The following is a 24,758-nucleotide window of genomic DNA, read 5'->3' on the forward strand; positions in this document are numbered from 1 at the left end:
GAGGGATTTATATGCTTGGTTTAGCAAAAGGTTTAACCTATACATTAAAGAACTTGACGAGGAAAAAAGTGACCTATGACTACCCGAATGAGCCGCTGCCGCTCCCTGACCGATTCCGCGGAATCCAAAAATTCTATCCTGAAAAGTGTATTGTATGTAATCAATGCGTGACTATTTGTCCAACCGATTGTATTCAATTAACTGGTAAAAAACATCCGGACCCGTCAAAAAAAGGTAAAATTATTGATACGTATGACATTAATTTCGAGATTTGCATTTTGTGTGATTTATGTACGGAGGTATGCCCGACAGAAGCAATCGTGATGACGAATAAATTTGAGCTGGCGGAGTATAGCCGTGATGATTTATTTAAAAATCTGGAGTGGCTTGATGAAAATGATGAAAATATCCGGAAGGTGAATAAAGTATGAGTTTGTCCGGTGAATTAATTGCCTTTTTTGGTTTGGCACTCGTCGCCATATTAGGCGGGGTGCTGTTAATTACCTTAACAAAAGTGGTGCACATGGTAATTGCACTCGTTTTTACTTTCTTGAGCATTGCTGGAATTTATATGTTGCTTTCGGCTGAGTTCGTCGCCATTGTCCAGATCCTTATTTATTCAGGGGCAATAACGATTGTGATGTTATTTGGAATTATGCTCACTAAACACCAAGAAAGTGATGAACCCGTTAAAGGGGGCTGGGGGAGATTCTCATTGCTGGCAGCTATTGCTGGATTCGCCGTGGCGGTTTATCTGGGTATTTATAATCTGGATATCCCTGTACAGCCAACCGCCTTGCATGAGGAAAATACAAAACAAATAGGAATCGAACTTTTTTCAAAATATGTCATTCCATTTGAAGTAATGTCGGTACTACTGCTTGTTGCACTTGTCGGCGCCATCGTATTGGCTAAAAAAGATGATGGGGAGGGAGATCGATCATGACGGGAGTTCCCTTGTCGGCTTATCTTGTATTGGCACTCGTTTTATTTTGTATAGGACTGTATGGCGCTTTGACGAAGAGAAATGCGGTCATTGTTTTGATTTCAATCGAGCTGATGCTGAACGCTGCTAATATCAATTTAGTTGCCTTCAGTAAATTCGGTGTAACGCCATCCATTACGGGTCAAGTGTTTTCGTTATTCACGATTACGATCGCTGCGGCCGAGGCAGCTGTAGGGCTGGCTATATTAATGTCCCTTTATCGGAATCGGAAGACGGTCAATGTCGATGAAATGGATATTATGAAGCATTGAAGGTTTATATAAATGAAGAAGGGGATTTGATACGATGATGGAGAACGCTTGGCTCATACCGATCTTTCCACTCGTCACGTTTCTGGTTCTGCTTCTATCGGGTGGGCGGTTGCGGGAACGAGGGGCCTTTATAGGAATAATATGTACAATGGCTTCGTTGGTTCTATCGCTGCTTACCTTGATGGAACGATTTAAAGAACCTACTTATAAAATATCGATAGATTGGCTTTCCTTCGGGGGGACGCAACTTACAGCGGGGTTTGAAATCAACCAGCTTAATGCCTTGATGCTCGTGATCGTTTCACTTGTCAGCCTGCTTGTCCAGATATATTCGAAGGGGTATATGAAGGGTGAAGTGCGATTCTCCATTTTTTATGCTTATCTGGGCTTCTTCACCTTTGCCATGCTTGGACTTGTCATGGCACCAAATTTATTACAGCTTTATATCTTCTGGGAATTGGTCGGGGTGGGATCTTTCCTGCTTATTGGGTTTTACTTTTATAAACTGGAAGCCAAGAATGCAGCGAAGAAGGCATTCATCATGACCAGGATTGGGGATGTAGGGCTCTTAATCGGTATTATTCTACTATTCTGGGAAACGGGAAGCTTTGAATTTGGAGAGATCTTTCAAGCCATTCAATCAGGCGTGATATCAAATGAAAGACTGACTTTGATCGCTATTTTGATTTTTATCGGTGCGGTTGGGAAGTCTGGACAATTTCCACTACACACATGGCTTCCGGATGCGATGGAGGGACCGACTCCGGTTTCCGCATTGATTCACGCAGCAACCATGGTTGCTGCAGGGGTATACCTGGTGGCGACCATGTTTCCGTTATTCGTCGCTAGTGAAGCGGCGATGCAAGTCGTAGCAATAACAGGTGGATTTACAGCCATATTTGCCGCAAGCATCGCTATTGTGCAAAAGGATGTTAAGCGGGTATTGGCCTATTCGACAATCTCTCAGCTTGGTTTTATGATGCTTGCTTTGGGTACTGCCGGATATGTGGCGGGTGTGTTTCATTTAATGACCCATGCCTTTTTTAAAGCATTGCTGTTTTTGGCAGCAGGCAGTGTTATTCATGCTATACATACACAGGACATAGAAGAGATGGGTGGATTATGGGGGAAATTGAATTGGACAGGGCCGCTGTTCTTGACTGGAACTTTGGCGATATCAGGGTTCCCCTTGCTCTCAGGTTTTTTCAGTAAAGATGAAATTCTAATGGCAGCCTGGGAGAACGGCAATTATGTGTTGTTTGGACTTGCGGTGATGACCTCCTTTTTAACCGCGTTTTATATGTTCCGGCTGTTTTTCATGATGTTTGCAGGAGATTCACGCAGTCAAGTAAAACAGGTTAAGGACTCACCTTCCATCATGTTAATTCCCATGCTCGTATTGGCATTGCTTGCTGTAATCAGTGGGTATATCCAAACACCGTGGTTTGGGACTTTCCTGGGAGAGTGGCTTGTGGAGGGAAATGAAACTCTTCTAGGAGCCAGCCATAGTGAGGGACCCGTTTGGATCATGTTCATGGCTGTACTTGTATCACTTGCCGGGATATTCCTTGCATATATGATATATGCTAAAAAGAAGTTACCTCGGGTATGGCTTGTCAAGGAAAACTCCGAGTTATATAGAGTTTTGGAAAATAAGTATTATATTGATGAGATTTACCATTTCACAGCAGGCTATGCAATCAAAGGCTTTAGTATTTTCCTATCTTATTTTGAAAGGTTCGTTGTCGGTGGCTTGGTATCCACCGTAACAAGTTCAATAGAGGGATTGGGGAAATTAGGGTCTAAACTGCAAACGGGACAGGTACAGCAATATGGCATGATAGCCTTTCTGGGACTTGCGGTACTATTGGTGATTTTTGCATTAACTGGGGGGTATCTAAGATGAATGTCTATTTGCTCTCGCTTCTAGTGTTCTCACCGCTGCTGGGCATTGTGATGGTTGCCCTAATGCCGAAGAAAGAGGAAAGGACGATTAAACAATTTGGCTTTTTCGGAACACTGCCTCCCCTTTTCCTATCGTTCTTTCTATGCAGTCAATATTATTCGGGAGTGGCCCTATCCATCTTTGACATTAAGTTGAATTGGATCAGATTTGGGAATTTGGAGATGTATGATCCCAAACTCTTCACAGTTGACTTTGAGTTGGGCCTGGATGGGTTAAGTCTCATCTTCATATTATTGACGACAATCATTTCTTCACTTGCCGCAATCGCCTCCATATATATAAAACAAGAATGGAAAGGGTATTATTTGTTATTTTTGATTTTGGAGATCGGGATGCTCGGTGTCTTCACCGCAGAAAATTTGATCCTTTTTTTCATCTTTTTTGAAATGACCTTGATCCCCGCTTTCTTTTTGATTGGTAGGTGGGGCTTTCTGGAGAGGGAGAAAGCGTCTTATAGTTTTCTGATTTATAATGGCATCGGTTCGGCAGTTTTATTGGTGGTCATTTTGATTTTGTTTGCCAGGACAGGTACGACCAATATTGCGGCATTGACACAGATGATGACAATGGGTGGTGTTTCGCTTTTTGCGCCCATATCCGGTTCGATGAAGTTTGGTTTATGCCTGGCCTTTCTCGTTGCATTTGCGATAAAGCTGCCCGTATTTCCATTTCACAGCTGGATGGTGCGGGTCCATGCGGAAGCACCTCCATCCATAGTCATGATTCATGCTGGTGTCCTATTGAAAATAGGGGCTTACGGAATCATCCGGTTTGGAATGGGGATATTTCCTGAACAATATAAAAGCTTGGCCTTTACCGTTGTCCTGATTGGGGTCCTCAGTTTTTTATATGGTGCATTTCTAGCATTGGTACAAACGGATTTCAAGCTCGTTTTAGCATACTCATCAATCTCGCATATGGGAATCGTCATGATGGGGCTGGGAGCCTTGAATGAAGCGGGCATTCAGGGAGCTATCTTTCAAGTCATATCACATGGGCTAATTGCTGCTTTGTTGTTTTTCTTGGTGGGTGTGTTGTATGAGCGGACGGGAACCACCATGCTTCCTAAGCTTGGTGGATTGGCCAAGTCGATGCCGGTTTTTTCAGGGGTTATGTTAGCGTGCGGGATGGCTTCACTCGGTTTGCCTGGCATGTCTGGCTTCATCAGTGAATTCATGGTATTTCTTGGCTTATTCAAGAGTCAGCCATTGCTTGCAGCAATTGGTGTGATCGGGCTGGTATTAACCGCTGTTTATATCCTGAGGGCGGTCATGTTGATGACCTTCGGGGAAAATGATAGCTTGGTAGAGAAAGAGAAACGGGACCTTAGAGGCTGGGAGCTTGTACCGGCATTGGTTCTTCTCGGTTTGATAATATCTGTTGGGGTATACCCAAATTTGTTAGGCGGGCCTCTTCAAGGAACGATTGAAGCCATGATGCTAGCTTTAGGGGGGCGATGAAGGATGGATTTGAACACAATGCTTTCTTATCATTGGGGAGCGATGATGCCGGAATTCATCATCCTGGGAACGGCCATGATTCTTTCGATATTGGATTTATTCTGGCCGAAGCACTTTAATCGGAGAAAACTGGCATGGCTCGCGCTAACCGGAATCATATTGGCATGTTTGTCACTGATTAGCTTACTATCCTTTGAAACAGTCAGTATCTTATCCGATACGTTTCGGTTAGATTCATTTGCAAAAGCATTTAAGCTACTCTTATTATTCGGAGCGGGCCTAATCATCCTTCTGGCTGAAGAATATGAACCTAAAGAGGGGCTGCGGGAACATCGGGGGGAATTTTATTATCTTTTCCTGACCGCTTTGCTTGGAGCGATGGTCATGTCCTCAAGCGGGGATTTGATAACCCTGTTCGTTGGACTGGAACTTCTTTCCCTTTCATCTTATATACTAGTCGGAATGCGTAAACATGATCGGAAGTCTAACGAAGCGTCCATGAAGTATGTGATAAACGGAGGCATTTCCACGGCAATCACTTTATTCGGGATGAGCTATTTATATGGTGTGACTGGTTCTGTCAATCTAGGCGAGATGAGCCGGACGATGGCTGCGATGACGGACGGTCAGCTGCAATACATCATGGGCCTCGCTTTCTTCATGGTATTTGTCGGTTTATCCTTCAAGATAGCTGCCGCTCCCTTTCATATGTGGGCGCCGGATGTCTATGAGGGGGCACCGACACCGGTCGTAGCCTTCTTAAGTGTAATTTCGAAAATAGCGGGTTTCGTCATCATCCTGCGAATTTTTCTTTCGTTGTTCCTAACGGCATCCGGTGATACATTCGGAGCGCTCGACTTTTTGGAAAAAAACAATATCTATATAGCTTCATTGGCAGGTCTGACAATCATCATTGGAAATGTGATTGCGTTAAGGCAGCAAAATTTAAAACGGTTGTTCGCCTATTCAAGCATCGCCCATGCGGGTTATCTCCTTGTAGCGGTTGCTACATTGGGTGGGGGATATTTCCTGTTGGATACAGTCTGGTTTTACCTACTGGCTTATGTATTGATGAATATCGGTGTATTTGCAGTCATTCAGCTGCTCTCCAGTCAAAGTGGATCGGAAGACATTAGCATTCTTGCAGGACTGGGGAGGAAATCCCCGTATCTTGCCATATCATTTACTGTATTTATCCTGTCACTTGCTGGAATTCCCGGGACGACAGGATTCATTGGCAAACTCAATATTTTCCTTGGAACATTCATTACGGAGCCTGGACATTTTGTCCTTGCGGGGATCATGATCGCAGGTACCATTGTGTCCTATGTATACTATTTCGGATTATTGGTCCAGGTCTATTTCCGACCCATTCATTCAGAGAAGGTCATTAAAATTCGTTGGGGTCTTTACACCGTGTTGATCATTTGCGTAATAGGCACCATACTTTTCGGGGTGGCGCCAAATATTGCCTTTGATTTTATTCATGATCAATTTGGTGAATTTACAGACTTTATTTCGAGTAAATGATATAATGCCTGTATCAGAGGCTTGTTCCATTGGATCAAGCCTCTATTTACAGTTTTAAAAAGATATTTTGCAATTCTTCCTTTTATATTCCAAATACGAAGGGGTTTTGTGTTAGAATAGAGTTCGGGTGTCATTTAGGAGGTATGTACATGTTTTCAGCAATGGGACAGCAGGCTTTAACAGGAATAATTGCACATTTGTTTTTCATAGCAGTTACCTGGTGGGCTTTACAGGCATTACATTTCGATAAAATCTTAAGATCCAATTCGGTCATCAAGGCCAGGGTTTTATACATTTTATTAACGGTTGCCATAGGTTCAGTTGTTAGTAACTTCTTCCTTGACTACCTGGGATTTGCAAACCAACTCCCGTATATGTTTAGTGATGACTGATAAGCTGTAAGACTTTTCTTATAGCAAAATATGATTCTACTCTTGTATTCGCCATGCTTACTGCCATTTTAAGGCGGAATGTGTCACCAATTGTCGGAAAACTCGAAGTATGATCTCTCTCCTTATGGAAAGAATGTGTAAAAGGGGAGGGATTTAACATGTATATTTTAAATAAAAAAATGTTAACATACATAGTATTTCTTGGTTTGATGGTGATTTTAATTGGGAATAGTACGATTGTGGCAGAAAGTAAACCAGATATAGTTAAATTGGTGGGACTGTTACAAAAGGATAAGGATTTAGGCATAGAAGATTGGTCTGTACTCACTAGAGAAATAAAAAAAGAGATTACAACTAAACGAGAGTTTGAAAGCGAAGTTGCGGCTTTAAAACAAAAATACCCTCAATTTCAATGGCACCGGAAAGATGATGCTTCCGGCTGGAAGGCTGAGGCGTTAACTTACAATGTCGATTCAGGTCTAACCGAGTCTATCAAAATAATGACAACGGAAGAGAAATTTGATAAAGTTACCTATGTTATTTACGAAGTGAAGGGAAAAAAGTGGAGAAAAGCTAATTCGGCATTTTTTACGACTACATTCCAGAACAGGGTGAATGACCTATTTATAGGGACTCCTTCAATTTTTTCTTGTATTAAAGGGTCTATCAATGATAATATGGATTCGGTTTTAAACTCTAAAACTGAAGACCTGTTAGATATGTTCCAAGCAAGGGAAATTGAGAGTGTGCATGAAACGAACTTTACATCAATATCTGCACATTCAACATTGTTTAAACAACCTTTGACAAAAGAGAAATTAAATTTGCAGTTTGGGCTACGGACAGAAGGATTGGGTGACCGAACGAACTTTGTAGTTGGCACACCAATCATAACGTTTGAATATTAATATAGAGAAAATGGACGCGGAGGGGAATACTTTTGGAAAAAATCATCGTCCGCGGCGGAAAAAGGCTTAGCGGGACAGTTAAAGTAGAAGGTGCTAAAAACGCCGTTTTGCCAGTTATCGCTGCAACATTATTAGCAAGTGATGGGAAAAGTATCATTAAAGATGTTCCTACGCTCTCCGATGTATATACAATCAATGAAGTATTGCGCAACTTAAATGCAGATGTTGCCTTTCATGACAATCAAGTAACTGTAGATGCATCAAGAGAGTTATTAGAAGAAGCACCATTTGAATATGTACGAAAAATGAGAGCTTCCGTTTTAGTAATGGGCTCATTACTAGCAAGGAATGGCCGGGCCCGCGTTGCTCTTCCTGGTGGCTGTGCCATCGGATCACGTCCTATCGACCAGCATTTAAAGGGTTTTGAAGCGATGGGAGCAAAAGTGAAGGTCGGCAATGGTTTCATTGATGCCGAGGTAGAAGGAAGACTTAAGGGTGCAAGAGTGTATCTTGACTTCCCGAGTGTGGGTGCCACTGAAAACATCATGATGGCAGCAACACTTGCTGAAGGTATAACTGTTCTTGAAAATGTGGCCAAAGAGCCTGAAATTGTAGATCTTGCGAATTTCCTTAATAAAATGGGTGCCAAAGTCAGAGGTGCTGGTACTGGTACGATGAGAATCGAAGGTGTCGATAAATTATATGGCACTGAACATGCGATTATACCTGACCGTATCGAAGCTGGTACATTTATGACAGCGGCTGCTCTTACTGGCGGCAATGTTCTTGTTCAAGGAGCTGTACCTGAACACCTTACTTCCCTTATTGCTAAAATGGAGGAAATGGGCGTTAAAATTCTTGAAGAAGAAGATGGATTACGCGTTATCGGTCCAAAAACCTTGAAGGCCATTGATATCAAAACAATGCCACATCCTGGTTTCCCGACTGATATGCAATCGCAAATGATGGCATTATTATTGCGTGCTGAAGGAACAAGTATGATTACGGAGACCGTTTTCGAAAACCGTTTCATGCATGTTGAGGAATTCCGTCGCATGAATGCCAATATTAAAATAGAAGGTCGTTCTGTTATCGTTAATGGACCAACTAACATTCAAGGTGCTGAAGTAGCTGCAACAGATTTACGTGCCGCGGCAGCGCTCATCCTGACTGGATTGGTTGCAGATGGCATTACTCGCGTTACAGAATTAAAGCATCTTGACAGAGGATACGTTAACTTCCATGGTAAATTGGCATCTCTAGGTGCTGATGTGGAACGTATTAACGAAGATGTACCTGCAGAAACAAAAAAAATTGCAGATTTAAACGCATAAGATAGCTTATAAAACCATTCACGTTCGATACATTGAAACGTGAATGGTTTTTTTTGTTTTGTTCCAGCATTCATCGCCTCCGGTTAAATAGTTATCGTTTTTCTATTCATAAAAGCTTGTCCTTCGACATACATTTGTTATGTAAAGACCCTGCTGGATAAAGATTATACGGCAGAGAAAACAAGTGTAGGGAGGCTCAGGAATTTGAAAGCAATCAAACCGATGATCGTACTATTCATAGCAGTAGCATTCGCAATTATCATGATTCCAGCAGTGCTTGTGCTTCCATTTTCAAATGATAAGACAAGTGGGGAGTTAGCCGAACAATTAGATAAGAAAGTGAAGAATGAGGGGAAAGAGGTAAGTGCAAATGAAATGAGTTCCGTTGAAGTTGCCGTTTACCGTACCTCTGCAAAAAAGATTGAAAAACTGCCGATTGAATCGTATTTGACTGGTGTGGTTGCAGCTGAGATGCCAGCAGATTTTGAGGAAGAGGCGCTGAAGGCACAAGCATTGACAGCGAGAACTTATATCGTCAATCAGCTCATAAGCGAAAGTCGATTGGGCCTGCCGGATGGTGCCGATGTAAGCGATACGGTCATGCACCAGGTTTATAAGAATAATGATGAGCTGAAGAAACAGTGGGGCTCTGATTATAAATCGAAGATGAAGAAAATTGACAAAGCTATAAAAGAAACAGCGGGTCAAATCCTAACCTATGAAGGAAAACCGATTACTGCCACATTTTTTTCGACCAGCAATGGCTACACGGAGAATTCCGAGGACTATTGGCAAGCTGATTTTCCCTATTTAAAAAGTGTATCCAGCCCATGGGATAAAGAAGAATCACCAAAGTTTTATAATAAAGTTGTAGTGAATACTGCAGATTTTGAAAACAAACTGGGTGTAAGCCTTTCATCTGGAACATCAATAGGAACCGTCATTGAAAGAACATCAGGTAATCGTGTTGGTGTGGTGGAAATCGGAGGAAAGAAAATGACAGGAAAACAGATTCGTGAAAAGCTTGGGCTGACATCATCCGATTTTAACTGGGAGCGTCAAGGCAACCAGATTGTCATCACGACAAAAGGTTCTGGACACGGAGTTGGAATGAGTCAATACGGTGCCAATGGGATGGCCAGGGAAGGAAAAACCTATGAAGACATCGTAAAATATTATTATAAAGGCGTCAAAGTTCAGTCTTCAAGTAAGTGGCTGAATACGATGACGGCAAAAAAATGAGAGATGGGGATTCCCATCTCTCATTTTTTTGCGCTTAATTTTTCTATAATGGTCAAAAAGCCGCGTTCACGCTTGAAATAATGATATTGGACATGAAAATAGACTGCAGCCACTCCAATGATATCTTTAATTACATCTATTAAGGTAGCGGTGCGGTATGGGATGAATGATTGGTGGTATTCATCAATAACTCCGTAAAGGCAAGCTACAAGGGCCGCCAACAGGCTTAAACCAGGTTTCAGTTTTTGGTTTGCAGCAAGGGCCGAAACCAATAATATATACAAAAGGGCAAATTCGACCAGATGAAGTGCCTCTTTGATAAAGCGGTCAATTGAGGATGAGGGAAGATCAAGAATCATATCATCGGGGTTGCTCGACATTATCCAAATGGCAATCATATATAGAAAAGGCAATAACGTTAACACAAGTTTAAAGGCTTTTTTCATGAATTAAACATCCTTCAACAGTAAGATACCAAACATTTTACCATTCTACGAATAAAATCGGTTTCATTTCCGCAAAATAAATCTAAAAAAATTTTTTCCTGAATGTATATAATCTTAACAAAATGTTCAGAATGATTGCTGAGGTGATTAATATGAGAGAGGAAGAAAAGAAACCAACTTCCACAATCCGACGTATACTAAAACAACGTTGGGCATTATCAGCAATCTATATCGCAAGTGCAGCCATAATCTTAGCCGCGGCCTTCTTATTACAAAATAGTTTTGATGATTCAGCTAAAGATGGCAAAGAGGAATCAGCTGAAACAGGAAAAAACTATGGTCAGCCTTCTGTCGAGGTTAATAGTAATCTTGAGACAATCAAGATGCCTGTAGCCGATGCAGACAAATCGGTTATCAAGAAACAGTTTTATGATGTGAATGCGGATGAAAAGGCACAAGAAGAAGCATTGGTTTTCTACAACAATAGATATGAGCAAAACAAAGGTATAGACATTGCAATGGAAGATGGAAAATCTTTCGATGTAAAAGCTTCCTTAAGTGGAAATGTAACGAAAGTTCAAGACGACGCGTTACTTGGAAATTTAGTTGAAGTAGAGCATGAAGATGGTGTCGTCACTCGTTATCAATCTGTTAAAGACATTAAGGTTGCAGTCGGTGACAAAGTGAAACAAGGACAAGCAATTGCTACAGCTGGAAAAAGCCAAATCAACGAAGAAGCTGGCGTGCATGTCCACTTCGAAATCAGGAAAGATAACATTGCGTTAAATCCACTTGATTTTGTTAATAAACAAGCTTCTGCCATTCAATCGGCAACTGAAGCAGAAGGCAGCGAACTTAACGATTCAACTGATAAAGAAGAAACACCTGCAGTCGAAGGATCTGAAACTGATAAAGAAGAAACACCTGCAGTCGAAGAATCTGAAACTGGCACGGATGAAACGCCTGCCGTTGACGAAACTGACGAGGGCACTGATTTAGAGAGTGGCACTGATGAGGAAGGCTCTGTCCCAGGTGAAGATGCAACTGAGGAAAGCGATTCCTTAAAAGATTCGTTAAATCAATCTAATTAAGATTAAGATTTTTAATTAAATCAAAACAAAAACCTAGAGCGTTACGAATGACAACAACTGAAAATTTGGTAAAAAGAAGCCGTTCAATTTGAACGGCTTCTTTTTTTCTTTCGAGGAAATATTGGCCCATATGCTGAAACATTTGAATTTCCGACAAATTTCTCGGGAAATAATTTGATTTTAAGGAAAATAAACAAATGAAAATTAGAAATAAATACAAACCGCCTGTCCCATTAGGCATATATTCTTAACCAAGCTAATAAGATGTTATAAACCATGCAAAGAGAGTGTTTGAGGTGAGGAATCGTTTATTACAAATTATCTAATAGGTGAATAATTCTATCTTTCATTGTTTATAGGGCAGCGGTATTCGATTCGAAAAATACGAATCTCATTTCACACTTCTCACATCCAATTTGGGGAGGTCGAGTGGTGTGCACGATTACATCAAAGAAAGAACTATCAAGATAGGAAAGTATATCGTGGAAACTAGAAAAACAGTCCGCGTCATTGCAAAAGAGTTCGGAGTCTCTAAAAGCACAGTGCATAAAGATTTAACTGAGAGGCTGCCAGAAATAAATCCTGATTTGGCTAACGAAGTCAAGGATATATTGGATTATCATAAATCCATCCGTCACCTTAGAGGTGGAGAAGCGACAAAATTAAAATATAAACGATCTGAAAGAGAAGAAGAAATCGTTAAATAATTTTTGATACCATTCCGGCAATTGGAAGTGAATTAAGCAAATCAGGGAATGAATAAGGGGGCATGAAGTGTGTCAGCCTATTCCTTAACCTTGATTGCGGTTCCATGCCGGGATTTTTTTATGGGAGAAGAAGGGGGATAGTGCTTAAGACATCTATTTTTTTTACATATTGGAAAAATAGGAAATAATAGTCTGTATTAGTGTTTATTTATAATTCATACTTACTTGTGTCAATGCAATATGGTAAAATAAACAATTAGGACAGAAGTAGGTTATATGTGAGGATATTCAAGGAGGATTTAAGAAATGTTTGCTAGAGATATTGGGATAGATCTTGGAACAGCCAATGTTCTTATACATGTCAAAGGTAAAGGAATTGTGTTAAATGAGCCTTCGGTAGTAGCGATTGATAAGAATACGAACCGTGTTCTTGCTGTCGGGGAAGAAGCTCGTAAAATGGTAGGCCGTACTCCAGGAAACATCATCGCAATTCGTCCTTTAAAAGACGGTGTCATTGCGGATTTTGATGTAACAGAATCGATGCTTAAGCATTTTATCAATACATTGAATGTGAAAGGATTCCTTTCAAAGCCTAGAATTTTAATCTGCTGCCCGACCAACATAACAAGTGTCGAACAAAAGGCGATTAAAGAAGCTGCTGAAAAAAGCGGAGGGAAGAAAGTATTCCTTGAAGAAGAACCAAAAGTGGCTGCAATCGGTGCCGGCATGGATATTTTTCAACCAAGCGGCAATATGGTCGTAGACATTGGCGGGGGTACAACGGATATTGCCGTTCTTTCAATGGGGGATATCGTTACATCTTCTTCTATTAAAATGGCCGGTGACAAATTCGATAATGAAATTTTACATTATATCAAGCGGAAGTATAAGCTTCTGATTGGTGAACGTACAGCGGAAAACATTAAAATACAGGTTGCAACCGTCTTCCCTGGTTCACGTAATGAAGTCATCGATATTCGTGGACGCGATATGGTATCAGGATTACCTAGAACCATTTCGGTCAATTCGGTAGAAATTGAGGAAGCTCTTCGCGAGCAGGTTTCCATCATTGTACAAGCTGCAAAAAGCGTACTTGAGCGGACGCCGCCTGAACTTTCTGCTGATATCATCGACCGCGGTGTCATTTTAACAGGTGGTGGAGCATTGCTTCACGGGATTGATTTACTCCTTGCTGAAGAACTTAAGGTCCCAGTACTCGTTGCCGAGCACCCAATGGATTGTGTAGCAATCGGAACAGGGATCATGCTTGATAATATGGATAAATTGCCACGGCACAAATTCAACTAAAAAGCGGATGGAAATCTGCATCATAAGATAGGGGTCTAAGGTTCAGACAAACATGAGGCATAGAGAAAGTGCGTGCAGTTCTAGTACTGATGAGCAATAGGCCCTCTTCTTTTAGTCGAGAATTTAACACCATTCCTTTAAATCTGACCTAGCCTACGATAAAAGACAAATTCTTCTGCCTAATGCTTTTTCTTTTTCCTTAAGATACTGATGTTCATGACCGATAAGATAGATATGGGAAATTGAACGGGATAAGTTATGTAGAATGAGGAGTGAAGAAGATGTTAAGAGGTTTTTATACGGCTGCTTCCGGGATGCTTACACAGCAAAGGCGCACAGAATTGCTCACAAACAATATGTCCAATGCGAATACAACAGGGTATAAAGCGGATCAAACGAGTGTAAGGTCGTTTCCGGAAATGCTTATCAGCAATATAGGTGGTAAAACGATTCCTACGGAGAACAAATTCAGTATGTCTCAATTATCCCAGGTTGGGGGGCTCAGTACGGGCGTTTACGTACAGGAGGCGAATCCTTTATTTACCCAGGGTACATTGGAGGAAACCCAGCTTAATACGGATATTTCCTTGGCTGATGAAAACCTTCCGATCATTGAAGAAACCGGCCGGCAAGGGTCGGTGTTTTTTACTGTTCAGGATGGTGAGGGCGACGTCCGTTATACGCGCAACGGCAATTTCACTCTAGATGGGAAAGGGTATCTGACTACACCTGCCGGTCATTATGTATTGAACGAAAATAATGAACGGATCCAGCTTGATAGCGATCGGTTCACTGTAACGGAAAACGGTGTTATTTTGGAAGGAAATGTTCAAACGGCACGTTTGGGCATCGGTTATTCAGATGATCCATCATCACAGCTCATGAAGGATGGGGAAGGCCTTTATAAGGCAGTGAATGATGGGGATTTACCTAACGCATACGCGGCTGCAGATATTGGTTTTTCTACTAAGCAAGGCTTTCTTGAAGGCTCCAATGTTGACCAATCGAGAACGATGACAGAAATGATGTCGGCATACCGCTCGTTTGAAGCGAGTCAGAAGGTTCTTCAAGCCTATGATAAAAGTTTGGATAAAGCGGTCAATGAAGTTGGCAGGCTTTAATTGAACATTAGAAGAAAAATGCCTTTGGAAATTTGAACATGTAAGGGGAAAATCCATGAATCGGACCATGATGACAGCGACCAATACGCTGAACCAACTTCAAAGTAAAATCGATCAAATAAGTAATAATATCGCTAATGTGGACACGACTGCCTACAAAAAGACCCAAACGAGTTTCAATGACTTATTGACACAGAGTTTCAATAATCAACCGAGTGATATCAAGGAAAAAGGAAGGTTGACCACACCTGGCATTCGACAGGGAACAGGTGCTAAGATAAGCCAATCTCAATTGGTGCTTTCACAGGGAGCCTTAAAGACGACGGACCGTAATCTTGATGCTGCATTCACTAGGGAGGACCAATTCTTCACCGTAAGCGTTCAGGACGATAATGGGGTCAATACAAGGCTTACAAGGGATGGGTCCTTTTATTTATCTCCTAATGCCAATGATCCCGATCAAATGATGCTCGTTACCTCTGCGGGACATAAAGTCCTTGATGAAAATGGTGAACCGGTCCTCATAGAGGGAAATATTAAAGACATTAAGATTTCGGAAAATGGCATATTGATAGTGGATACGGAAGAATATGGCGAAAGTAGTTTTGGGCTAGGAATCGTCTCGGTAAAGAAACCACAATTTCTTGACCGGCTAGGGGGAAATTTACTTGGCCTGCCCGAAAACTTCAATGCCTTGGGTGTTACTGAAGAAGATATCATGACTGAATTAACAGCGGATTCCCGCAACCAGGCAGCAGTCCGTCAAGGCACTCTGGAGTCCTCAAATGTCGATCTTTCCAAAGAAATGACGGATCTAATCAATGTTCAGCGTTCTTACCAATTTCAATCCCGGGCAGTAACGATGGCTGATCAAATGAGTGGATTAGTCAATGGAATCCGTTAAGGTATCTGGTAAATAAAATGTCTCCCTGCGGAATTAGAGCAAATCGGTTATAATGAATTCATAACAGAATCATTCGTGCCTATCATTTTGCATAGCTGCTGAATTTCTAAAATCAGTCGGCGAGTTTTCTTAAAAGGAGCTTTCACATTCAATATGGAACAAAATCGTGTAATGAGACAACAAATTGAAGAAGAGATAAAGGAAGTTGAGACGAAACCGAATCGTAGAATCAAGGTCCGTCTTTTGCCTATTTGGCTTCGTTTACTCATTGTTATCGGATTGATTTTCATTGCTGTATTATCCGGGGCACTATTAGGATACAGTGTGATTGGTGGAGGAAATGCTATGGATGTTTTCCAAAAATCCACATGGACCCATATTATTGATATAGTGAACAAGGGCGCGTAGTTCCATGTTTTTTGCAGTAGTTGCTGTTGTTATCGGATTTATATTACATGGCAACTGCGCCTCTGTCTTCATGACAGGGGTGAGTTTACGTTATTTTTGAAATATTTAAGTCATAGGAGGAACAAGTATGCTTGATATCACACAAATAAAGGAAATTATCCCGCATCGTTATCCATTCTTATTAGTCGACCGGATCATAGAAATAGATGAAGGGAAAAGAGCGGTTGGATTGAAGAATGTCTCAGCAAATGAAGAATTCTTTAATGGTCATTTCCCCGATTATCCAGTAATGCCTGGTGTTTTAATTGTAGAGGCATTAGCGCAAGTTGGTGCTGTAGCCGTTTTGAAACAAGAAGAATACAAAGGACGGCTTGCATTTTTCGCTGGGATTGATAATTGCCGCTTTAAAAAGCAAGTTAAACCAGGTGATCAGCTGCGTCTGGAAGTGGAAATAGTGCGTATGAGAGGGTCAATGGGTAAAGGGAAAGCAGTGGCAACGGTAGATGGAGAAACAGCATGTGAAGCCGATATCATGTTTGCTTTTGGTGACAAATAAGAAGTGCATTCATTTTCCGTGAAAGGGAAATAGAATATTTTAATTATATTTCTCAAAAAATGGTTTAAGGAATCGTAAAGCGGTGTATATAAATAGCACTGCATTGCTTTTTTAAAGCAAGAGCGGTTTTTAGAACTTTCTATTCTCCCTTTGAATGCCGGACATTTTTATGTCCGGCATTTTTTAATGATTAAATTCCAATTAGCAGATTTTCTTTTTAAATTTAAAATAGGACGCAAGTTATTTTCACATTCGGGCAAAATAGCTAATGATAAAGAAAGAAGGGAGGTTGCCAAAAATGATGAAGAAAATTTTTGCACTAATTGGGGGATCTTTATTATCTATTATGTTCCTTGCTGGATGTGGAACGGATAATGATGACAACAACAATCCCGCACCAGAAGAAGATAACAACATCATTGAAGATGATAACAACGGTACAGATGATAACGACATGAATGATAACGATGATGGAGTGCTTGATAACGGCGATAATGACGTTGATGATAACATCGATAATGATGCCGATGACTTGATTAAAGACAATGATAAAAATGACGACAAAAATAAGTAATTAGCACAGAATGAGAAAGACTGGCTTAGTTAAGAAGAGGATTTACATCCTTATTCGTCTAAGTCAGTCTTTTTTATGTCCATTCGATTAGGGGATGGGAATTATGGGAAGGATTTTTATTTATTTGTTGCCAATTTAGGCTTTGAGCGGATTTTTTGCTTGAACTCTTTTATTAATTCATCGCCGGCAAGACCCTTTTGGACCAAATCTTCTAGAAGGAGTTCTGCATATTTGCTCCGCGTTTTTTGGATGTGACCAACGAATAAAAGGCTATAATGGTTGCCCACTTTTCTTATCGTGCGTAGAACAGTGTGAAACAGGGCCGGTTCATTGTCCTTTTTGGTAATGACGGCCTGGATATACACCTCTCCGTCAATATTGGGAAGTGAGGATTCAAGCTCCTTGAAATGATTTTCTTCTACAAAGGCCTCAAGTAACCATGATCTAGCGTCGTTTTCTTTATTTATAATCAGTCCATCTGTTAATGCAATATCAATCAAGGTTAAATTCTCAGTAACAATTTGCAACGAGATCAATTTAAATGATTTCATCTAATTCCTCCGTTTCTTGCCAGAAGAGTGGTAATTACCGCTCTTAAACGTAAATTTTAATCTTCCGGAATGGTTCATATCGATTAATCCTTTTAAAGGTAATTATATCATACTAAAAAACAGTCCCTTAATGAAATGAAAACCCAACAATTGTCTAAATTATGAAGGATAGAATAAAAATTTGCAAAATATTTAATTTTGTTAACTATTCGTTTTTTACCTAATTTTGATCGGCAAAAAATGATTTTGCATCAGTTCAAACGGCTTTTTAAGAAGAAAAAGGGTGTAATAAGCCCATTTCCTTCATTTTTTAATCGATGGAAGAAAGAGTATGATAAAAGCATATTAGAGAGGAAGGAGTGAAAAAATGATTAACCAAGTTACCCTCGTCGGCAGGCTTACGAAGGATCCCGAATTAAGATACACACCCGACGGCAAGGCTGTTTCCAATATCACATTAGCAGTCAACCGGAACTTCCGTAATACTGTTGGTGACTATGAGGCGGACTTCGTACAGTGTATCATATGGAAAAAGTCGGCTGAAAATACTGCTCAGTATTGTAAAAAAGGTGCCATGATCGGCATCACAGGCAGAATAAAAACAAGGAGATACGAAAATCAAGAGGGTAAATATGTATATGTAACTGAAGTGGTCGCCGAGAGGGTTCAATTCATTGGATCTAAACAAAATGATGTTAAGCCCAAGGAGATTGAACATATTGGTTTATAGTCTTATGTGGAGGTTGATCATGTGTGAGGATATGAAGCTTGCCTGGGCAGGAGCAAGCTCGCTTTATAAGACCATACAAAAGAAAAAGCGGATGGAAGAACTCATTAGTGATTTAATCTATCATGTGGTGAAGACCCATGTGAAAACTTCCAATAATGAATCATGAATTAGTACAGATTAATTTGAAACTTACTCAATTGGATAAACAAAACAAGTATTTATATGAACATAATGAAAAATTAATGCAACGTATTTCAGCACTTGAACAAAGGCGTAAAATATTTCGATGACGGGAAAAATTCCGTTAAGCTTGTCTGTAGTATATAGAGTTCATTTTCACCCCTTCATTCCCCAAAGGCTAATATAGCTTTTTCCTCGCTGGAAACTCCGATTTACCCTCATATGGAATCAAGTTTTCTGATTCCCTTCCTTTAATGACTGCAAACAAGCAGTCTTTTTTTCATGCCAAAATGTGTGAATTTAAACAAAATAAAAAAATAATTCTGCCAAATTAGAATTTTTAGAAAATATATTGTAATATTTTAATTTTGATGCAATAATAAACCCAATAATATAATTGGAAAAAAAGTTATATATAGGAAGTGATTTGATGGACGAACCAATTATTAAGGTGAGTGGGCTGCGAACCAGTTTTCGTACTGACGATGGGGTGATCCCTGTCGTGAATTCAATCGATTTTCACGTCAAACCTGGTGAAGTTTTAGGTATTGTAGGAGAATCAGGATGCGGAAAAAGCGTAACTTCTTTGTCCATCATGGGTCTGGTTTCTTCACCTGCTGGTAAGGTGGAGGGAGAAATCCTTTTTAAAGGAGAGAATATCGCAAATGCCTCTGAAGCGAAAATGAGAAAAATTCGCGGGAATGATATAGCGATGATATTCCAGGAACCGATGACAAGTTTGAATCCTGTGTTCACTATTGGCGAGCAGTTGGTGGAGACGCTTCGGATACATAAAAAATGGAACAAAAAGCAGGCGCGGCAAAGAGCGGTAGAAATGTTGAAGCTGGTTGGGCTTGGTCGTGCCGAGGAATTGATTAATGAATATCCGCATCAACTTTCAGGTGGAATGAGACAAAGGGTCATGATAGCAATGGCCATGATCTGTGAGCCGAAACTCCTTATAGCCGATGAACCGACAACGGCTTTGGATGTGACGATCCAGGCACAAATCCTAGAGTTAATGAAGAATTTGAATAAAGAAACAGATACGGCAATCATGATGATTACCCATGATCTTGGCGTTGTGGCGCAAATGTGTGAACGTGTCATCGTCATGTATGCCGGCAAGGTAATAGAGGAAGGAAATGTGCAAACGATTTTCCAAAACCCTAAGCATCCTTATACGGTCGGATTACTTCAGTCAATTCCGGATATGCGGATAAAGAAAGAGCGACTTTACTCGATACCGGGTAATGTTCCAAAACCTGGGACAAGCAGCCTCGGTTGCCAGTTTGCCCCTCGGTGCTCCCATGCCATGGAGCAATGTTTGAATGAGACACCGTCTCTTATGAAATTTGATGAGGGCCAGCATGTTCGTTGCTGGCTGTATGAAGATGGGAAAGGAGCTGCCCTGCATGAATCAAACATTGGTTAAGGTAGAAAACCTAAAGAAACATTTTCCAATTAAAGGAGGGGTTCTAGGAAAGACCATTGGAGAGGTCAAGGCAGTGGATGGTTTGTCTTTTTCCATTTATAAAGGGGAAACTTTAGGCCTTGTCGGAGAAAGCGGTTGCGGAAAGTCGACAACGGGAAGATTATTGCTTCGATTGCTTGAGCCGAGTGAGGGGAATGTTTATTTCGAAGGAAAAGACCTGACGGCTTTATCTTCCCGTGAAATGAGAAAGATGCGCCGTGAAATGCAGATGGTCTTCCAGGACCCCTTCGCTTCCCTCAATCCCAGGCATACTATTGAAAAAATATTGGAAGAACCGCTCATCGTTCATGGGGTTAAAGATAAAAAGACGCGAAAGGCCCGTGTACAGGAACTCCTTAAGGTTGTTGGCTTAAGCAGTTACCATGCTAAAAGGTATCCGCATCAATTCAGTGGTGGCCAGCGGCAGCGTATTGGCATTGCGAGGGCACTTGCCGTAAACCCCAAGCTGATCATCGCCGATGAGCCCGTATCTGCACTGGATGTTTCGATTCAGGCCCAGGTCTTGAATCTCCTGCAGGATTTGCAGGAAGATTTTGATTTGACCTACTTATTCATTGCCCATGATCTTGGAGTGGTAAGGCATATCTCCGACCGTGTCGGTGTGATGTATCTTGGACATATAGTTGAATTGACGGAAAGTGAGGGACTTTATGAAGATCCACTTCACCCATATACCCAGGCTTTATTATCGGCCGTACCGATCCCGGATGTGGAATACAAGGGGGATAGGGTAATCCTTCAGGGAGATGTTCCAAGCCCATCAAACCCGCCTGGAGGCTGTCCATTCCATACGAGATGTCCGAAAGCCATGGTAGAGTGCAAAACGGAAAAGCCAATCCTGCATGAACATAAACCTGGTCACTACGTTGCTTGTCATTTATACAATTGACACGACGTATACATAAATTCGCAAAAATAAGGGGGAAGAATATGAAGAAAACATTAGCTTTATTGTTGACTGGTATCCTGGCTCTTTCACTAGCGCTAGCGGGATGCTCCTCGTCTACATCAAAAGAGAAAGATGATGGTAAAGGGGGATCGAGTGATGCAAAAGGCGGCGTATTGATTTACGGTAAAGGCGGAGATGCGGTCGGTCTTGACCCAGCTATCGTAACCGATGGGGAATCATTCATCGTCACACAGCAGATTTTTGAAACGCTTGTGAAATATGGGGAAGATGATACGGAAATTAATCAGGGTCTTGCAGAATCATGGGAAGTGTCCGATGACGCAAAAAAATACACATTCAAATTGAAAACCGGCATCAAGTTCCATGATGGTACTGATTTCAATGCAGATGCGGTCGTAAAAAACTTTCAACGCTGGGCGCAAAGTAAGGATGAAGGTAAGTTTGCTTACTATGCTTCCATGTTCGGAGGATTTGAAGGTGATGAAGGCCATGTGATCAAAGAAGTAAAAGCTATCGATGATAGCACGGTGGAATTCACTTTGAACCGTCCGCAAGCTCCATTCCTGAAAAACCTTGCCATGCCTACATTTGCAATAGCCAGTCCGACTGGATTTGAAAAAGAGGGAGACAGCTTCACCAAGAATCCATCTGGTACAGGTCCTTTCAAATTCAAATCATGGAAACCTGGCGATACGATTGAAGTGGTGAAAAACGATGACTATTGGCAAGATGGCCTGCCAAAACTTGATGGAATCACGTTTAAGGTCATTAAAGATAACTCTGCGCGTTTAAATGCTGCAATCAAGGGTGAAATCGACCTGATGGACGGTTTGAACCCAAGTGATATCAGTAAGGTTACAGGAGATGACAAACTGCAAATATTCGAACGTGCATCCATGAACGTCGGGTACTTTGCTTTCAATGTTGAGAAAGCACCATTCGACAAGAAAGAAGTACGTCAAGCAATCTCGCATTTGATCAACAAAAAGGAAATCATTGATAATTTTTATGAAGGCACTGCAGAGCCTGCCAAGAATCCTATGCCGCCATCCGTTTCTGGCTACAATGACAAAGTCGAAGACTATGATTACGATGTAGAAAAAGCGAAAGAACTGCTTAAACAAGCTGGACTTGAAGACGGATTTAAAATGGACCTTTGGGCAATGCCGGTACCGCGCCCATATATGCCAGATGGTCAAAAAGTGGCTGAAGCCATTCAAGCAAGCCTAAAACAAGTCGGCATCGAAGCTAATATCGTTTCGTACGAATGGGCTGCATATTTAGAGAAAGTGCAGGCTGGTGAAGCTCAATCCTTCATGATGGGCTGGACAGGCGATAATGGAGATGCGGATAACTTCCTTTATACATTATTGGATAAAGATAATATCGGCTCCAACAACTATGCCCGTTATGCAAACGATGAAGTTCATGAGCTACTGATTGAAGCTCAGTCCACGGCAGATGAAGCCAAGCGTAATGAGTTATATGGAAAAGCTCAGGAAATCATCCATGATGAAGCTCCATGGGTTCCACTTGTCCACTCTTTACCACAGCTAGCCGGATCTAAGACAGTCAAAGGGTTTGTTCCACATCCAACTGGTTCTCAATCCCTTGTGAATGTTTCTCTAGAAAATTAACCGTACGAACCGGGTAGTATGGAATCTTGCATGCTTCCCGGTTTTGTTATGGAATGCATTTCAAAATGATCGAGGGCGCTTCGAAGGACCCTTATTTAAAAGGCGGGTGATTGTTTTGTTTTCCTATACCGTACGACGTTTAGGATCTCTCATTCCAGTGTTACTCGGAATGGCATTTATTGTATTCATGATGATTCGGGCGATTCCTGGAAATCCAGCACAGGTGATTCTAGGGCAGCAAGCAACAGAAGAGGCAGTCGCTGCAATGACAAAGGAACTTGGTTTGGATAAACCTTGGTTCATTCAATTTTGGGATTACTTATCAGGCCTGTTAAAGGGTGACCTGGGTGTATCGTTAAAAACGAATAGTCCGGTTTCTGAAGAAATTGGGCCATACCTCATGGCCACGATAGAGCTGGCATTGATCGCCATGATCATTGCAGTAGTCATAGGTGTGAATGCAGGGATAATATCAGCTTGGTTCCAAAACTCATGGTTTGATTATGTAGCAATGGTTATTGCGTTAATTGGTTTGTCCATGCCTATATTCTGGCTGGGATTAATGGAGCAATACATCATTTCAATACAATGGGATTTACTTCCGACGACTGGACGGGACAATATCAGGGATCCTGTTGAGGCCATAACCGGTCTGTATATGATAGATACACTCATTGCTGGCAGAGTGGATCAGTTTTTCGAAGTGATCAAACATCTCATTTTGCCGGGAATTGCGCTTGCGACCATTCCAATGGCCATTATTGCAAGGATGACACGTTCGTCCATGCTGGAAGTTATGAGATCGGATTTCATTCGTACGGCTCGTGCCAAGGGAATGAGAATGTTTTGGGTTGTTTACAAACATTCCTTTAAGAATGCCTTAATTCCAGTGGTTACGGTTATCGGCCTCCAGACAGGATTACTTTTAGGCGGCGCCATATTAACGGAAAACATTTTTGGGTGGCCTGGTATCGGTACATATATTTATGATGCAATACTATCTCGGGACTATCCGGTCATACAGTCCGGAATTCTCGTCATCGCCTTTCTGTTCGTCATGATTAATCTAGTTGTGGACTTGTTGTATGCAGCGATCGATCCTAGGATTAAGTATAAATAGGGAGGGAAACTCATGCCTGAAATAGCAACGAATACATCGCCAATCCTTCCTCCCAAAGAGGCAGAGGAAAAAGTCATCTCTCCCTGGAAGGAAGGATGGAAAAGCTTTAAGAAAAATAAAGTAGCCCTTGTTGGTCTGGGGATTGTTTTATTTTTCATCTTAATAGCCGTCTTCGCACCGCTAATAGCACCCTATTCATTTGAGGGACAAAAGCTAAGTGATAAACATTTGGCACCATCTGCGGAACATTGGTTTGGAACGGATGAATTTGGCCGTGATATTTTGAGCAGGGTCATTTATGGCTCGCGCATATCAATAGGAATCGGCTTCTTATCTGTAGCCGGGTCTGTCGTGGTTGGATCTTTTTTAGGAATCATTGCCGGTTATTACGGTAGGTGGATAGATACGATCATATCGAGGGTCTTTGACATCATTCTGGCCTTCCCGAGTATCTTGCTGGCCATTGCTGTCGTGGCCGTTTTGGGACCTTCCCTTCGCAATGCACTTATTGCCATTGCCATCGTCAATGTCCCGATATTTGGCCGGCTTCTACGTTCACGGGTCTTAAGCGTGAAAGAAGAGGAATATGTAACGGCCGCGAAGGCCATTGGAATGGGAGATGGCCGCATTCTCCTTCATCACGTCCTTCCGAATAGCCTTGCACCGATTATCGTCCAGGGTACCTTGGCGATTGCTACTGCCATAATTGAGTGTGCAGCACTTGGCTTTCTCGGTCTCGGTGCACAGCCGCCAGCACCAGAGTGGGGAAAAATGCTTGCCGATTCAAGAGCGTTCATCATTCAAGCACCATGGACGGTTCTTTTTCCTGGGCTTGCGATCATGCTTACGGTACTTGGCTTTAACCTAATGGGAGATGGCCTGCGTGATGCTCTGGATCCAAGAATGAAAAACTAGAAGTAAAAGGTGATGT

At 41.5% G+C, this 24,758-nt stretch carries 27 protein-coding genes; 25 read left to right on the forward strand and 2 right to left on the reverse strand.

All coding sequences use genetic code 11. The features are described from left to right. Positions 1–11 precede the first annotated feature (11 nt). The 10 genes from nuoI to spoIID all read left to right on the forward strand — a co-directional run bounded on the left by nuoI (position 12) and on the right by spoIID (position 10,089). Positions 12–431, forward strand: coding sequence for an NADH-quinone oxidoreductase subunit NuoI (nuoI, locus tag QUF94_RS01615; RefSeq protein WP_289314318.1), 420 nt, complete (start codon positions 12–14; stop codon positions 429–431). Beyond that, a complete protein-coding gene (locus tag QUF94_RS01620; RefSeq protein WP_289314319.1) occupies positions 428–946 on the forward strand; it encodes an NADH-quinone oxidoreductase subunit J in 519 nt (172 codons plus the stop codon). Before nuoI ends, QUF94_RS01620 begins: the two co-directional genes overlap by 4 nt. Then, a complete protein-coding gene (gene nuoK / locus QUF94_RS01625; protein ID WP_064467120.1) occupies positions 943–1,257 on the forward strand; it encodes an NADH-quinone oxidoreductase subunit NuoK in 315 nt (104 codons plus the stop codon). Before QUF94_RS01620 ends, nuoK begins: the two co-directional genes overlap by 4 nt. Before the next feature lie 34 nt (positions 1,258–1,291). Further along, on the forward strand, positions 1,292–3,163 hold the full coding sequence (nuoL, locus tag QUF94_RS01630) for an NADH-quinone oxidoreductase subunit L (RefSeq protein ID WP_289314320.1): 1,872 nt from the start codon (positions 1,292–1,294) through the stop codon (positions 3,161–3,163). After that, entirely contained in the window at positions 3,160–4,683 is a 1,524-nt protein-coding gene (locus tag QUF94_RS01635; RefSeq protein ID WP_289314321.1) for a complex I subunit 4 family protein, read from the forward strand. Before nuoL ends, QUF94_RS01635 begins: the two co-directional genes overlap by 4 nt. Before the next feature lie 3 nt (positions 4,684–4,686). Next, positions 4,687–6,213 (forward strand): NADH-quinone oxidoreductase subunit NuoN, encoded by a 1,527-nt coding sequence (nuoN, locus tag QUF94_RS01640; RefSeq protein WP_289314322.1) that lies wholly within the window; start codon positions 4,687–4,689, stop codon positions 6,211–6,213. 149 nt (positions 6,214–6,362) lie between these two features. After that, positions 6,363–6,605 carry a DUF1146 family protein gene (locus QUF94_RS01645; RefSeq protein WP_061465671.1) on the forward strand — a complete coding sequence of 81 codons (243 nt, stop codon included), beginning with the start codon at positions 6,363–6,365 and terminating at the stop codon, positions 6,603–6,605. Between the two features lie 158 nt (positions 6,606–6,763). Continuing rightward, on the forward strand, positions 6,764–7,513 hold the full coding sequence (locus tag QUF94_RS01650) for a YwmB family TATA-box binding protein (protein WP_289314323.1): 750 nt from the start codon (positions 6,764–6,766) through the stop codon (positions 7,511–7,513). 32 nt (positions 7,514–7,545) lie between these two features. After that, positions 7,546–8,847, forward strand: a complete 1,302-nt coding sequence (murA, locus tag QUF94_RS01655; protein WP_125159867.1) for a UDP-N-acetylglucosamine 1-carboxyvinyltransferase — start codon at positions 7,546–7,548, stop codon at positions 8,845–8,847. Positions 8,848–9,051: 204 nt separating this feature from the next. Beyond that, complete coding sequence (gene spoIID / locus QUF94_RS01660) at positions 9,052–10,089, forward strand: stage II sporulation protein D (RefSeq protein ID WP_289314324.1); 1,038 nt, start codon at positions 9,052–9,054, stop codon at positions 10,087–10,089. A 20-nt stretch (positions 10,090–10,109) separates the two neighbouring features. On the opposite strand, the gene QUF94_RS01665 is transcribed toward spoIID, so the two are convergent. After that, on the reverse strand, positions 10,110–10,535 hold the full coding sequence (locus tag QUF94_RS01665) for a VanZ family protein (RefSeq protein ID WP_289314325.1): 426 nt from the start codon (positions 10,533–10,535) through the stop codon (positions 10,110–10,112). 152 nt (positions 10,536–10,687) lie between these two features. Here QUF94_RS01665 and spoIIQ point away from each other — a divergent pair, with 152 nt between their 5' ends. The 8 genes from spoIIQ (at position 10,688) to QUF94_RS01705 (ending at position 17,204) form a co-directional block, all read left to right on the forward strand. Continuing rightward, positions 10,688–11,626, forward strand: coding sequence for a stage II sporulation protein SpoIIQ (gene spoIIQ / locus QUF94_RS01670; protein WP_289314326.1), 939 nt, complete (start codon positions 10,688–10,690; stop codon positions 11,624–11,626). Between the two features lie 434 nt (positions 11,627–12,060). After that, complete coding sequence (gene spoIIID, locus QUF94_RS01675) at positions 12,061–12,333, forward strand: sporulation transcriptional regulator SpoIIID (protein WP_034315767.1); 273 nt, start codon at positions 12,061–12,063, stop codon at positions 12,331–12,333. A 306-nt stretch (positions 12,334–12,639) separates the two neighbouring features. After that, complete coding sequence (gene mreB / locus QUF94_RS01680; RefSeq protein WP_289314327.1) at positions 12,640–13,641, forward strand: rod shape-determining protein; 1,002 nt, start codon at positions 12,640–12,642, stop codon at positions 13,639–13,641. A 281-nt stretch (positions 13,642–13,922) separates the two neighbouring features. Then, positions 13,923–14,762, forward strand: a complete 840-nt coding sequence (locus QUF94_RS01685) for a flagellar hook-basal body protein (protein WP_289314328.1) — start codon at positions 13,923–13,925, stop codon at positions 14,760–14,762. A 55-nt stretch (positions 14,763–14,817) separates the two neighbouring features. Continuing rightward, a complete protein-coding gene (locus tag QUF94_RS01690) occupies positions 14,818–15,666 on the forward strand; it encodes a flagellar hook-basal body protein (RefSeq protein WP_289314329.1) in 849 nt (282 codons plus the stop codon). Positions 15,667–15,819: 153 nt separating this feature from the next. Next, a complete protein-coding gene (locus QUF94_RS01695; protein ID WP_063235663.1) occupies positions 15,820–16,074 on the forward strand; it encodes a DNA-directed RNA polymerase subunit beta in 255 nt (84 codons plus the stop codon). A 127-nt stretch (positions 16,075–16,201) separates the two neighbouring features. After that, positions 16,202–16,630 carry a 3-hydroxyacyl-ACP dehydratase FabZ gene (fabZ, locus tag QUF94_RS01700; protein WP_034315755.1) on the forward strand — a complete coding sequence of 143 codons (429 nt, stop codon included), beginning with the start codon at positions 16,202–16,204 and terminating at the stop codon, positions 16,628–16,630. Positions 16,631–16,928: 298 nt separating this feature from the next. Next, positions 16,929–17,204 carry a hypothetical protein gene (locus QUF94_RS01705; protein ID WP_289314330.1) on the forward strand — a complete coding sequence of 92 codons (276 nt, stop codon included), beginning with the start codon at positions 16,929–16,931 and terminating at the stop codon, positions 17,202–17,204. A gap of 116 nt (positions 17,205–17,320) precedes the next feature. Here the strand turns inward: QUF94_RS01705 and QUF94_RS01710 are convergent, their stop codons facing one another. Further along, a complete protein-coding gene (locus tag QUF94_RS01710) occupies positions 17,321–17,755 on the reverse strand; it encodes a YwpF family protein (protein WP_289314331.1) in 435 nt (144 codons plus the stop codon). A 367-nt stretch (positions 17,756–18,122) separates the two neighbouring features. On the opposite strand from QUF94_RS01710, the gene ssb reads away from it, so the two are divergent. The 7 genes from ssb (at position 18,123) to QUF94_RS01745 (ending at position 24,742) form a co-directional block, all read left to right on the forward strand. Beyond that, the gene (gene ssb, locus QUF94_RS01715; RefSeq protein WP_289314332.1) at positions 18,123–18,485 is read left to right on the forward strand and encodes a single-stranded DNA-binding protein; all 363 of its coding nucleotides are present in this window, start codon (positions 18,123–18,125) and stop codon (positions 18,483–18,485) included. A gap of 19 nt (positions 18,486–18,504) precedes the next feature. After that, positions 18,505–18,651, forward strand: coding sequence for a hypothetical protein (locus QUF94_RS01720; protein WP_289314333.1), 147 nt, complete (start codon positions 18,505–18,507; stop codon positions 18,649–18,651). Between the two features lie 444 nt (positions 18,652–19,095). After that, complete coding sequence (locus QUF94_RS01725; RefSeq protein ID WP_289314334.1) at positions 19,096–20,100, forward strand: ABC transporter ATP-binding protein; 1,005 nt, start codon at positions 19,096–19,098, stop codon at positions 20,098–20,100. Beyond that, positions 20,081–21,049, forward strand: a complete 969-nt coding sequence (locus QUF94_RS01730) for an ABC transporter ATP-binding protein (protein WP_289314335.1) — start codon at positions 20,081–20,083, stop codon at positions 21,047–21,049. Before QUF94_RS01725 ends, QUF94_RS01730 begins: the two co-directional genes overlap by 20 nt. Positions 21,050–21,090: 41 nt before the next feature. Further along, positions 21,091–22,707, forward strand: coding sequence for an ABC transporter substrate-binding protein (locus QUF94_RS01735; RefSeq protein ID WP_289314336.1), 1,617 nt, complete (start codon positions 21,091–21,093; stop codon positions 22,705–22,707). Positions 22,708–22,822: 115 nt separating this feature from the next. Then, entirely contained in the window at positions 22,823–23,827 is a 1,005-nt protein-coding gene (locus tag QUF94_RS01740; protein ID WP_289318262.1) for an ABC transporter permease, read from the forward strand. A 12-nt stretch (positions 23,828–23,839) separates the two neighbouring features. Further along, on the forward strand, positions 23,840–24,742 hold the full coding sequence (locus QUF94_RS01745) for an ABC transporter permease (RefSeq protein ID WP_289314337.1): 903 nt from the start codon (positions 23,840–23,842) through the stop codon (positions 24,740–24,742). The last annotated feature ends 16 nt before the right edge of the window (positions 24,743–24,758 follow it).

It is taken from the genome of Peribacillus sp. NJ4, assembly GCF_030348345.1.
In the GTDB taxonomy this organism is placed as follows: domain Bacteria; phylum Bacillota; class Bacilli; order Bacillales; family DSM-1321; genus Peribacillus.